The organism is Shewanella sp. 4t3-1-2LB (assembly GCF_017368415.1).
GTDB lineage: Bacteria > Pseudomonadota > Gammaproteobacteria > Enterobacterales > Shewanellaceae > Shewanella > Shewanella fodinae.
This window is the reverse complement of sequence record NZ_JAFNJD010000035.1, coordinates 18,321-30,507: the sequence shown is the minus strand read 5'-3', so window position 1 is coordinate 30,507 and position 12,187 is coordinate 18,321. Positions and strand designations below refer to the sequence as shown.

Annotated in this window: 10 protein-coding genes; 6 read left to right on the top strand and 4 right to left on the bottom strand. The window is 50.5% G+C overall.

The features are described 5' to 3' along the window. The first annotated feature begins 6 nt into the window (after positions 1-6). The 3 genes from pstC to pstB are packed head-to-tail and all read left to right on the top strand — an operon-like array spanning position 7 to position 2,581. Positions 7-942 (top strand): phosphate ABC transporter permease subunit PstC, encoded by a 936-nt coding sequence (gene pstC / locus J3L11_RS13165; RefSeq protein WP_189617875.1) that lies wholly within the window; start codon positions 7-9, stop codon positions 940-942. Further along, positions 939-1,769 carry a phosphate ABC transporter permease PstA gene (pstA, locus tag J3L11_RS13160; RefSeq protein WP_189617876.1) on the top strand — a complete coding sequence of 277 codons (831 nt, stop codon included), beginning with the start codon at positions 939-941 and terminating at the stop codon, positions 1,767-1,769. The genes pstC and pstA overlap by 4 nt, the downstream gene beginning before the upstream one ends. After that, a complete protein-coding gene (pstB, locus tag J3L11_RS13155; RefSeq protein WP_189617877.1) occupies positions 1,769-2,581 on the top strand; it encodes a phosphate ABC transporter ATP-binding protein PstB in 813 nt (270 codons plus the stop codon). The genes pstA and pstB overlap by 1 nt, the downstream gene beginning before the upstream one ends. Positions 2,582-2,690: 109 nt before the next feature. Here the strand turns inward: pstB and J3L11_RS13150 are convergent, their stop codons facing one another. Continuing rightward, positions 2,691-3,335 carry an MBL fold metallo-hydrolase gene (locus J3L11_RS13150; RefSeq protein ID WP_133039956.1) on the bottom strand — a complete coding sequence of 215 codons (645 nt, stop codon included), beginning with the start codon at positions 3,333-3,335 and terminating at the stop codon, positions 2,691-2,693. A gap of 215 nt (positions 3,336-3,550) precedes the next feature. Here J3L11_RS13150 and J3L11_RS13145 point away from each other — a divergent pair, with 215 nt between their 5' ends. After that, on the top strand, positions 3,551-4,840 hold the full coding sequence (locus J3L11_RS13145) for an alpha/beta fold hydrolase (protein ID WP_207571294.1): 1,290 nt from the start codon (positions 3,551-3,553) through the stop codon (positions 4,838-4,840). Between the two features lie 217 nt (positions 4,841-5,057). After that, positions 5,058-5,255, top strand: a complete 198-nt coding sequence (locus J3L11_RS13140; protein WP_133039954.1) for a DUF4250 domain-containing protein — start codon at positions 5,058-5,060, stop codon at positions 5,253-5,255. Here J3L11_RS13140 and J3L11_RS13135 read toward each other — a convergent pair. The 3 genes from J3L11_RS13135 to fadI all read right to left on the bottom strand — a co-directional run bounded on the left by J3L11_RS13135 (position 5,252) and on the right by fadI (position 10,863). Beyond that, positions 5,252-7,270: a DNA topoisomerase III gene (locus J3L11_RS13135; protein WP_207571293.1), complete on the bottom strand. Its 2,019-nt coding sequence runs from the start codon at positions 7,268-7,270 to the stop codon at positions 5,252-5,254. The genes J3L11_RS13140 and J3L11_RS13135 overlap by 4 nt on opposite strands. Positions 7,271-7,416: 146 nt before the next feature. Next, positions 7,417-9,546 (bottom strand): fatty acid oxidation complex subunit alpha FadJ, encoded by a 2,130-nt coding sequence (fadJ, locus tag J3L11_RS13130; protein ID WP_207571292.1) that lies wholly within the window; start codon positions 9,544-9,546, stop codon positions 7,417-7,419. Positions 9,547-9,552: 6 nt separating this feature from the next. Next, entirely contained in the window at positions 9,553-10,863 is a 1,311-nt protein-coding gene (gene fadI / locus J3L11_RS13125) for an acetyl-CoA C-acyltransferase FadI (RefSeq protein WP_207571291.1), read from the bottom strand. A gap of 367 nt (positions 10,864-11,230) precedes the next feature. Between fadI and J3L11_RS13120 the strand changes: the two genes are divergently transcribed. Continuing rightward, positions 11,231-12,187: a MoxR family ATPase gene (locus J3L11_RS13120; RefSeq protein WP_133039983.1), complete on the top strand. Its 957-nt coding sequence runs from the start codon at positions 11,231-11,233 to the stop codon at positions 12,185-12,187.

Here is a 12,187-nt window from a genome sequence, read left to right as displayed (position 1 = left end):
GACTTTATGACTGCAATATCGTTAAGAGCACTTCCTTGGCAAGGTGACGATCTGTTTCGTCGGGCTTGCCTCACCAGCGCGGGACTGATTTCCGTGCTGATGTTTGCCATTCTGCTGTCGCTATGTATTGGCGCTTGGCCAGCGCTGGAAAAATTTGGTGTGGGCTTTTTCTTCAGCAGCGAATGGAATCCAGTGACCAAAGAGTTTGGTGCAGCCAATGCGCTGTACGGCACACTGGTATCGTCTGTCATTGCCGTTTTTCTCGCGCTCCCCGTTGGCCTTGGCATTGCGATTTTTCTATCTGAACTCTGCCCTGTTTGGTTATCTCGGCCACTGTCTATCGCGATAGAACTGCTAGCAGCGGTTCCGAGTATTATTTACGGTATGTGGGGGCTGTTTGTCTTTGCTCCTTGGTTTTCTGAAGGTTTTCAGGTGTGGGCCGGAGAGCATCTGTCCGAGTTACCCATCATTGGTCAACTGTTTAGTGGCCCGCCTATGGGGGTCGGTCTGTTAACCTCTGGCATCATCTTGGCGTTTATGATCCTGCCGATCCTGACATCGCTGATCAAAGAAGCGCTATCAACAGTTCCCAAAGTGTTACGTGAAGCCACTTATGGTATTGGGGCCACACAGTTTGAAGTGATTATCAAGGTACTGTTGCCAGCTATTAAAGGACCGATTTTTGGTGCCTTGATCTTGGCACTGGGGCGAGCACTGGGCGAAACCATGGCGATCACCTTTGTGATAGGCGGCGCCCAGAGTATTGAATCCAGCCTGTTTATGCCGGCGACCTCGATTTCGGCCACAATTGCCGAGCAGTTCAATGAGGCAACCGGTGATATGCACATCTCAGCCTTAATCGGACTGGGTCTGGTGCTGTTTATGATCACCTTTATCGTGATGGGCACCGCCCGCGTGCTGCTGCGGAGGAAAGCTCAATGATCCGCAAGTTTAAAAATCAATTGTTCCGCGCCATGTGTGTGCTGGCTACCTTAATAGGACTGGGCATTCTGGTGATCATTCTGTTCACCCTATTTCAAAAAGGGATGGCGGGTATGAGTTGGAGCCTGTTTACAGAAGTGACTCCCGGCCCTGGCGGCGAAGGCGGACTGGCCAACGCCATTGTTGGCAGTCTCATCATGACACTGTTAGGGATTGTTATCGCGGCCCCCATCGGTATTCTCGCCGGAACTTGGTTAGCGGAGTATGGGCAGCACTCTAAAACCGCTGACACTATCCGTTTTCTTAACGGTATGTTGATGAGCGCACCGTCCATCCTCATCGGTTTGTTTGTTTATGAGATGGTGGTGGTATTTATGGGCCACTTCTCGGGTTGGGCCGGTGCTATTTCGCTGGCGATTATCGCATTACCAGTCATCATCAGCACCACTGAAGAGATGTTGAAACTGGTGCCCATCACCTTGCGTGAAGCGGGCGCAGGTCTTGGTACTCCACGCTGGAAGGTGACCGTTAAACTAAGCTATCGCGCTGTCAGCACCGGCATTATCACCGGCATTCTGTTATCGGTAGCCCGTATCAGTGGTGAAACTGCCCCACTGCTATTTACCGCACTTAACTCCAGTTTTATGACAGTGAATCCTAACGAACCGATGGCAAACCTACCGGTGACCATTTACCAATTTGCAATGAGTCCTTATGACTCCTGGAACCAACTGGCCTGGTCAGGCGCACTGCTGATCACTATGGCTATTTTGTTTTTGAACATTATTTCTCGGGTACTGCCCCAGTTGAAAAAGCGGAGGTCGTGATGAGTCTGGTCGCGCAATTAAAAGATTATCAACAACCCCAACAGGTAAAACCGCTAGTACAGCGGATGGATATAAGGGATCTGAACTTTTACTATGGCAAGGACAAGCAGGTGTTGTTTGATGTCAGCATGCCGATTTATCAGAATCGCGTCACCGCGATGATTGGTCCGTCCGGCTGTGGCAAATCCACGCTGTTGCGTTGTCTTAATCGTATCTATGAGCTGTATCCACATCAGTATGCCGAAGGCAATGTCATGCTGGGTGAACTCTCAGTATTGGACAGGAAAGTAGACCTGAACGATCTACGTGCCAAAATCGGCATGGTATTCCAGAAACCCACGCCATTTCCCATGAGCATTTATGACAACATCGCCTTTGGGATCAAGCTGTATGAGCGGCTGTCCAAGAAAGATATGGACCATCGCGTTAAAGAAGCGCTACAGCAAGCGCAGTTATGGAATGAAGTAAAAGACAAGCTACACAGCGAAGCATCTGGCCTTTCTGGCGGTCAGCAACAGCGTTTGTGTATTGCTCGCACTATTGCCCTAAAACCCGATGTGATCCTGATGGATGAGCCCACCTCAGCCTTGGATCCCATTGCGACCCAAGGCATTGAAGAGCTTATCACCGAGCTGCGTAAGGAATACACTATCGTAATTGTGACTCACAATATGCAGCAGGCCGCCCGTATTTCTGACTTCACGGCATTTATGTATCTTGGCGAGCTGATCGAGTTTGGTGAAACCAAACAGGTGTTCCAGAATCCGGTAAATGATCGCACCCGCAAGTACGTTAGCGGTACTTTCGGTTAATGGTAAGTTAACTATCTAATAAGGCCCTACGGGGCCTTTTTAGATTCGATTTAAAGCGGCCAAATAACGCGCCGACACCGAGGCTGGCGTCATGCTCGAGCCAAAGCCATTATTGCAGCAGTTGGTCTGCCACAAACGGATTGCTCTGGCGCTCTTCCGCAAAAGTTGACATCGGCCCATGGCCTGGAACAAAGCGGGTATCGTTCCCCAACGGCCACAGTTTATGGCTAATTGAATCGATCAACGCTTGATAACTGGAACCTGGGAAGTCAGTACGGCCGATAGAACCCCGGAACAAGACATCCCCCACAAAGGCTAATTTGTCTGCCTCAGACCAAAAAACCACGTGACCCGGTGTATGTCCGGGGCAATGAAACACCTTCAGCACGCTGTTACCAACGGTAACTTCATCACCATCTTGTAGATATTGGTTGGGCTCAAATGCCGCACTCGCCGGGAAGCCGAATTTTTGGCTCTGAATAGGCAGTTGCTCTAACCACATTTTGTCAGCCACATGTGGACCGATAATCGGCAACCGCTGCTGTTCAGCCAGCTTAGCGGCGCCACCAACATGATCGATATGTCCGTGCGTCAGTAAAATCTTTTCCAGCGTCAGTCCATGTTCACGCACAGCATCGAGGATCCGGTCAATGTTGCCACCGGGATCGATCACTGCGGCTTTCAGCGTCTGTTCACACCAGACAAGGCTGCAGTTCTGTTGGAACGGCGTTACGGGAATTATTTGATATTTCATATAGTTGTTACTCTCAGGCTGGTTTTATCTGTCCATGATAAACATTGCCATCATCGATCAATTACCAGCAATAAAATTTGATCCGAGCCATAAAAGCTATGAGCGATTGCCAGTTTAGCTTTTCCCGTCAATGAAAGCGCGAGCAAATTACTTTTTGGGCATCCTAAGGGACATTTTCATTGTACAATCGCTCAAAAATTTTGCTAAAGATGACCATGATGGACAATATTACACAACTCGAAGGAATGCGATGCCATAAGCATTATTTCAGCTTACCCTTAGACTATTCCGTGCCCCAGGGACAAACCATTCAAGTGTTCGCACGCGAACTGCAAGGGTTACAACCAGGCGCACAAAATCTACCATTGTTATTATATTTTCAAGGTGGGCCAGGTTTCGCCGCGCAGCGGCCATTAGCCAACGGTGGCTGGATAAAACGCGCCCTACAGCAATATCGAGTACTGCTGCTGGATCAACGCGGCACGGGTTTATCGTCACCCGTCAGTTACCGGACGTTGGCTGGGTTAACTGCCGTCCAACAGGCACAATATTTGAGCTATTTCCGTGCTGACAATATCGTACGGGATGCCGAAGCTATTCGTCAGCAGCTCAGCCCGCAAGCGCCCTGGAGTGTACTCGGTCAGAGCTTTGGCGGTTTCTGCATCCTACGTTATCTCAGTGTCGCGCCTGAAGGACTGCAACAAGCCTTTATCACTGGCGGTATTCCTTCGCTGACGCGCAGTGCCGATGAGGTCTATCGCGCCACTTATCAACGGGTTTTAAGCAAAAACCGTGAGTTTCAACGCCGTTTTCCTGATGCGCCAAAGTTACTCAACACACTGGCTGCGCACTTGAGACAACATCAGGAATACCTGCCCAATGGCGATCTGCTGACGGTAGAAATGCTGCAACTGCTGGGGATCCATCTTGGCATGATGCAAGGGCCTGAAGCCGTCTATTACTTGCTTGAACAAGCGCTGGTATCGGGAGCCAATGGCAGCACTCTCAACCCGCTATTTGCCGAGCACTTCACCCAGATGTTGAGTTATCACACCAATCCGTTATATGTGCTGTTGCATGAAGCCATCTATTGCCAGCAAACGTCATCGGCGTGGGCCGCCCATCGTCTACGTGCTGAATATCCGGAATTTTCGCCGGAAGCTGACGAGCTGCTACTTACCGGTGAAATGGTATATCCATGGATGCTGCAACAGATAAGCAATTTGCGTCCTTTGCAAGAATGTGCCGAATTGCTGGCCAGCAAACAGGATTGGCCGACACTCTATAATCTGCAACAGCTTGCTGCTAATAAAGTGCCGGTGGCTGCCGCTATCTACAGTGACGACATGTATGTGGAGCGGGAATTCAGCCTGGAAACTGCCGCGCAGGTTGCGAATCTCCGTTATTGGCTGACTTCTGAGTACGAGCACAATGGCATTCGTATCGACGGCGAACATATATTGGAGCGGTTAATAGCGCTGAATAACGGCTCACAGTTGCGCTGATTTCAGTTCTGCTTAATTAGGCAGTGGCATAATATGTCTCGGTTTCGTTGCCAATACGTAACCATCTGAATTGAATAATCTTTTGAGGTCTGCCCAGGCGGCAGGCCTTTTTTATGGCAATAGCGAGGAGCAAATTCCCATTATAATTTTATGGTTATTTCCACGATATCAGCCGTTCAGTAGCTATGCTTAGGAGATGTTCCGGGAGGTATCTATCATGCAAGATCTGCAACAACTGCCCGCCGAGATCCTGCTCGGTATCGTCAATGAAAAACTCCGTCTGCATTGTCAGGACAAACAGGCACTGTTATATGAACTTGACTTATCGCCTCAGCTATTGGAGCAGAAATTAAATCAATTCGGTTATGAGTACGATATGGTGTCTAATCAATACCGCAAAGTACGCGATGTCTAGACGTCAGGCTTCGTCTCTCCCGGTTTAGGTCTCGCTTGGCGCCTAGCACGCTGACCGGAATTAGCCTTTGCCTTGTTGTGCTTATCTGCCCTGTTGCTCATGTTCGATGTCGTTTTTCTGCCAGTTCGGCGGAAACTTCGCGGCTGGTTTTTTATCCCGGACAGTGCCGTTGGCAAGCTGTTCTGTGCCTGGCTAACCAGCTCGGTAAGCTGCTGCAACAGTGGCTGCATAAATGCCTGATATTTCATTTCACGACGACTGATGGCCTCCAGACTGCTTTCCCACTGTGCGGTCATATCCGGTGTTGTGGCAACGTCCGGCAAGCTGTGGATCAGCCCGATGCCAGCCGCTGTAGCCAGAATACTCTTGCCTTGCCGCTGTAAAAATCCCCGTTTAAACAGTAACTCAATGATACCGGCGCGAGTGGCTTCGGTGCCGAGACCATCGGTTTCCTTAAGTACTTTACGAATTTGTGGATCGCTGACAAAGCGACTAATTCCGGTCATCGCGGCTAACAGTGTGGCATCGGTAAAATGCTTGGGTGGCTGGGTGACTTTTTCCAGCAATTCGCCATTCACACATTGCAGTTGTTGACCCGTCTTGAGTGGCGGCAAGCTTCCGGCTAATGCCTCCTCTTCATCATGACTCGTTTCCTGCCGGAACAACTGTTTCCAGCCCAGTTGTTGTTCCTGCTTGCTCTTGGCAATAAAAAGGCCACCCGCAATCTGCAACTGAACCTGTGTCTCTAGATACTGATAATGGGGATAAAACTGTGCCAGATACTGCCTGGCAACTTGCAGATAGACTTGCCGTTCGCGTTGAGACAAGCCTGCAAGATTAGCCACTTTGCGGGTAGGAATAATGGCGTGGTGGGCATCAACTTTACTGTCATCCCACGCTTTGGATTTGCGTTTAGCATCGGGGGGTTCACACCCTTGCAGCAGTTCGGCCGCGCCTTTGCTGATGACCGCAATGATCTCTGCGGCATCGGTAAATTGCGCCTGTGGCAGATGACGACTGTCGGAGCGCGGATACGTCAGCAATTTGTGGCGTTCATACAATGCTTGTGCCGTGTCTAGTACTTCCTGCGCGCTCATGCCAAAACGTTTATTGCAATCTATTTGCAACGCCGAAAGACTGTAAGGCAGCGGTGGTGCCTGTCGTTTGGGTTTGCTCTCTAGTGCAGATACCGTTGCAGTTTGTCCGGTGATGCGCTGGATAACGTTCTCTGCAAGGCCTTTTGCCAATACGCGGCCGTCCTCGTCCATCCAAGGGCGACAGGCGTCACTTGGCTGCCAGCGTGCACGGAAGCTGGCACCATCGTCACATTGCAGCTGTGCCCACACCTCATAAAACGGTTTTGGTTGAAATGCGGCAATCTCTTCATCTCGACGCACCACCAAGCCTAGCAACGGTGTCTGCACTCGACCTACCGACAAAACCCCCTGATAACCGACCTTGCGCCCCTGCAAGGTATAAGCCCGCGACAGATTCATGCCATACAGCCAGTCAGCACGACTGCGCGCCAATGCGGAGGTGGATAATGGCACAAACTCCCGATTACTGCGCATCTGCCCGAGAGCACGACTAACGGCCTGAGGGTTTAAATCACTGATAAGCAACCGTTGTGCCGCCGACTGCTTATTACTACTGGTACCCAGATAAGACAGCACTTCATCCACCAATAACTGCCCTTCTCTATCAGGATCGCCTGCATGGACAATCTGGTCAGCCTGTTTGATCAGTTTTTTCAGTACGGCAAGCTGAGTACGACTGCCTTTTTTGGGTAATAACTGCCATTGCTGCGGCACAATGGGTAGATGCTCCGCTCGCCAAGACTTATATTGCGGATCGTAAGCATCTGGGGTCGCCTGCTCTAGCAGATGCCCAACACACCAGGACACACAATCACCATTGGCCGCCTCAATATAGCCCTCATGTTTGCGCAACGGCTTAGCTAACACATCAGCAATAGCGCGACCAAGACTCGGCTTTTCAGCAATATATAAAATCATAACCCTATAATGCTGTATAAATTTACAGTAAATTTAACCCGCTTTACCATAAACTGCAAACCATCATACTCAACACGCCCGCCAACACCCCGCCTGCAAGTAAAAACACCCGCTGTTGCGGGCGTTTTGGGGCAAAGTGACAAATGTTATTCAAAAAAGCGCTGGCCTGTCGTCGCCATCGTTTTCAGCCGTTCACAGGGCGCAAAACGTTGGCCAAACTGCTGCTGGTAGCCTTCAAGGATCGCCACCAGCTTGGCCGCCCCAAGGGTGTCGATATAGTGGAATGGTCCGCCTAAAAATGGCGGGAAACCGATACCGAAAATAGCACCAATATCACCATCACGAGCGTTTCGGATAATACCCTCGTCCAAGCACCGCACAGCTTCATTTAACATCTGCACCACGCAACGTTGTGCCAACTGCGCATTCTCTGAAGCCACGCCAGGGGTGATGCCCAGTACCTTATAGACTGAACTATCCACCTGTTTTTTCTTGGATTTCTTTTTACCATAAAGATAAAAACCCTTGCCGTTCTTACGCCCTTTACGCTCATCTTGCAGCAGTTTTTCAAACGCCGCTGGGGCGCGGAAACGTTCGCCCAGCTCTTGTTCCAGAATTGGCGCAATCTTGGCACCGACATCAATGCCCACTTCATCTAACAATGTAATCGGACCTACCGGGAAACCAAACTTCACCAGTGCCTGATCAAGATGCTCCACACTCTGGCCTTCCAACAACAGTTGTGCTGCTTCGTTCATGTAGAGCGCTAGAATACGATTGACATAAAATCCGGCACCATCTTTTACCACTATCGGGGTTTTTCCCTGCTTACGGGCAAAAGCAACAGTGGTGGCGATGGTTTCAGAAGATGTTTTCTCATGGGCAATGACTTCCACCAATGGCATCTTTTCCACGGGTGAGAAATAGTGCAAACCGATAACATTTTCTGGTCGGCTAGCCACGGCAGCAATCTGGCCGATTGGCAAAGACGACGTATTGGACGCAAATACCGTATGTGCAGTACATTCGCGTTCAATATCCTGCACCATCTGATGTTTGAGTTTTAGATCTTCAAACACCGCTTCTACCACGATATCCGCATCGTGTACGCCAATATATTCTGTGGTGGTACTCATCAGCGCCATCTGTTTATCCCGCTGCGCTGCACTTATATGGCGCCGCTTAACACCTTTATCCAGCAGTTTATAGGCGTAGGACAAGGCATTAGACAGCCCTTTTTCGCTGATATCTTTTACCCGCACCGGCAACTTGGCCTTGCTGATGGTGACCGAGGCAATACCACCGCCCATCAGACCACCACCCAGCACAACCGCTTTTTTCAGCGGTCTTGACTCAGCGCCGTCAGCTCCGGTTTCTTTTTTCATTTCAGTAGTGGCAAAAAAGATCGAACGCAGCGCGGCGGATTCAGCCGTCATCACTAATTCACCAAAATAACGGGATTCTGTCGCCAAACCAGCCGCCATGCCTTCATCGGCACCAATGCGCACACAATCAATTATTTTTGGCGGTGCGGGATAATTTCCCTGAGTCTTACGTTCTACCTGCTTTAATGCCTGATCGAACAATATATTACGGCCAAAGTGGGTGCGCTCCAGCACCAGTTCCATCAAGGTTGCTTTGCGCTTAGGGCGTTTCTTGCCCTTTTGCGCCAGTTCTATCGCCGCTTGCAACAAAATGGTCTGGGGCACAACATCATCGACCAAGCCCATTTTCAAAGCCTGTTTCGGCCGAATTTGTTTACCGGTTAACATCATATCCAAGGCTTTGGCGATGCCAATCAGCCTTGGCAAACGTTGAGTGCCGCCACTGCCAGGCAACAGTCCTAACTGTACTTCCGGTAACCCCAGCATAGTTTTGCCATCGTCAGTGCAAACACGCTTATGGCATGCCAGTGCCAACTCAAGCCCGCCCCCAAGGCATGCGCCATGAATGGCCGCAACAACCGGGATCTCCAGTTTTTCCAGCTCACCAAATACTTGATGCCCAGCGGCGGATAGCTCACTGGCTTTATCACGGGTGTCACAGGCATCCAACATGGCAATATCCGCACCCGCAACAAACGAGTCTTTTTTACCGGAGATCACCACCAGCCCTTTGATGCGCTGATCGGCGCGGATCTGCGCCAGCAGTTCGGTCATTTCTGGGACAAATTCGGCCCGCAAAGTGTTCATAGTTTCGCCGGGAACATCCATTGTCATCACAGCGATGCCATCATCTCTGACATTGAGATCAAACGTTTTTTCTGTCATTTCCATGGCCTTTTACTCCACTTCCAGGATCATGGCGGCACCAAGGCCCCCGGCGGCGCAGGCGGTGGTCAGCGCAGTTCCGCCACCACGACGTTTCAACTCGTTACACACCTGAGTGATCAAACGAGTACCTGTCGCTGCAAAAGGATGTCCATAAGCCAGAGAACCACCCAGCACGTTAAATTTGCTCATATCGATATCGCCAATCGCACGACTCTGTCCCAGTTTTTCTGCGGCAAAGGTCTTTGAAGCAAACATTTGAATATTGGCCAGCGTCTGCGCCGCAAAAGCTTCATGCATCTCTATCAGATCTAAGTCTTCCAGTTGCATTCCCGCGCGTTTCAGCGCCAGCGGTGTTGCGTATGACGGTCCCATCAGCATATCTTGCCAGACCTCAATCGCACTGAACGCATAACTCTTGATATAGCCAATAGGTTGATATCCCAGGGCTTTGGCTCGGCCTTCGCTCATCAGCAATACCGCTGAAGCACCATCGGTCAGCGGTGTACTGGTTGCCGCCGTGACCGTGCCATGTTTGCGATCAAACACCGGCTTCAATTTGGCATAGGATTCCAAGGTGGAATTGTCACGGATATTGTTATCACGTTCGATAAATCTGTCGTATGGCGGCACATGGGTCACCATCACTTCCTCTTTCAGTTTGCCTTCAGCCCAGGTCTTGCTGGCAAGTGTATGCGAGCGGTGCGCCAACGCGTCCTGATCGGCGCGGCTGATATGGTAGCTTTTGGCCATCTGCTCGGCGGTTTGTCCCATCGATAACCCAGTGGAATACTCAGCCACCGCCGGTGGAACCGGTAACAGATCTTTCGGCCGCAGTCGGCTGAGCACTTGCCATTTTTGTTTCAGACTGCGCGCCTTGCCTAAATCCACCAGCGCAATCGCCAGTTTTCGAGAAACACCGATAGGCAATAAAGAGGAGGAATCAGCGCCACCAGCAATGCCGATGTCAATATTGCCAGTCATAATCGCTTCCGCCACATTTACTGTGCTTTGAAAACTGGTAGCACAAGCGCGGGTGACACTGTAAGCATCGGTGGTCACCTTCATGCCGGTTCCCAGCACAATCTCTCTGGCAATGTTAGGCGCAGCAGGCATCTGCACCACCTGACCATACACCAGTTGTTCTACCAGTGCCGGGTCAAGCTCAGTGCGCTGCAGTAATTCAGCCACCACCATTTTGCCCAGATCTACGGCTGGCATGCCATGAAAGGCCGTCGCCTGACGAGCAAACGGTGTACGCAAACCTGCCACAATGGCAATGCGTTCGCCCTTGGCATTGGTTACCTGCTGTCTGTCACTCATCTGTTATCCTCGTTATATTTGGTCCATGACCACAGACTTAAATTTCCTAGTCAGACATACACCCAACAGGTCTGACCATCAAAATGTGATCCGATTCTAACTTCTTCTCGATAGGTTTTAAACACTTGTTTGGATTTTCCAGCGGATAAATTATCGGCAACTGCGAACGCTGCGGGATATTTTCAGCCAAGTACGGGTCTACGGCTACAGTGCAGATGATGTACTTTCGTGCTAACAACCGAATCTGTCTTAAGAAAAATTAACTTTTAATTCATAGCATTTTGTACTTCAATCGCCCTGTAATATTCCGCACAATGACAGGAAAACCTTGCAGCCGATGCTGCGCGAGCTGGATAAGAGAAGCCCTATGCCGTTAAGTCGTTTTCACGCATTAAGAACATACCTTGACCACGTCATCGTCGGTCAACCGTCATTAACTGAAAACCTGCTGCTGGCACTGATCGCCGATGGCCATTTGTTGGTAGAAGGCCCACCAGGACTGGCAAAAACCCGCGCCGTCAAAGCGCTGTGTGACGGTATTCAAGGGGATTTTCACCGGATCCAGTTTACCCCGGATCTCCTCCCGGCAGATTTAACCGGAACCGATATCTACCGGGCACAAACCGGCACCTTTGAGTTTGAGGCCGGACCGATATTCCATAATCTTATTCTGGCCGATGAGATTAACCGCGCCCCCGCCAAAGTACAGTCGGCACTGTTAGAAGCGATGGCTGAAGGTCAAGTGACCGTCGGTAAGCATTCTTACAAGTTACCACAACTGTTTTTGGTGATGGCCACACAGAACCCGTTAGAAAATGAAGGCACCTATCCGTTGCCGGAAGCACAACTCGACCGCTTCTTGATGCACCTGAATCTGGATTACCCGAGTGCAGACACAGAGTTGGAAATTTTGCGGCTATCACGTAATGAAGCCAAAACCCGCAGCATGGAAAAGATGACGCCTATTTCCCAGGACGACATCTTCAATGCCAGAGTACAAGCGCTGGAGATTTATCTGGCCGAACCACTGGAGCGCTATATCGTTGATTTGGTGATGGCGACCCGGCAACCACAGCGCTACAGCGACGAGTTAGCCAAATGGCTGGAATATGGTGTCAGCCCTCGCGCCACCCAGTCGATTGAGCGCTGCGCCCGCGCCCGAGCTTGGTTATACCAGCGAGATTTTGTGGCACCGGAGGATATCCAAGCCGTGCTGCCTAACGTATTGCGCCACCGCCTATTGCTGAGTTATCAGGCGCAAGCGGAAGGAGTAAGCCGAGATGAAGTGATCAACCATATTCTCAGCCAGGTGGCCGTGCCCTAA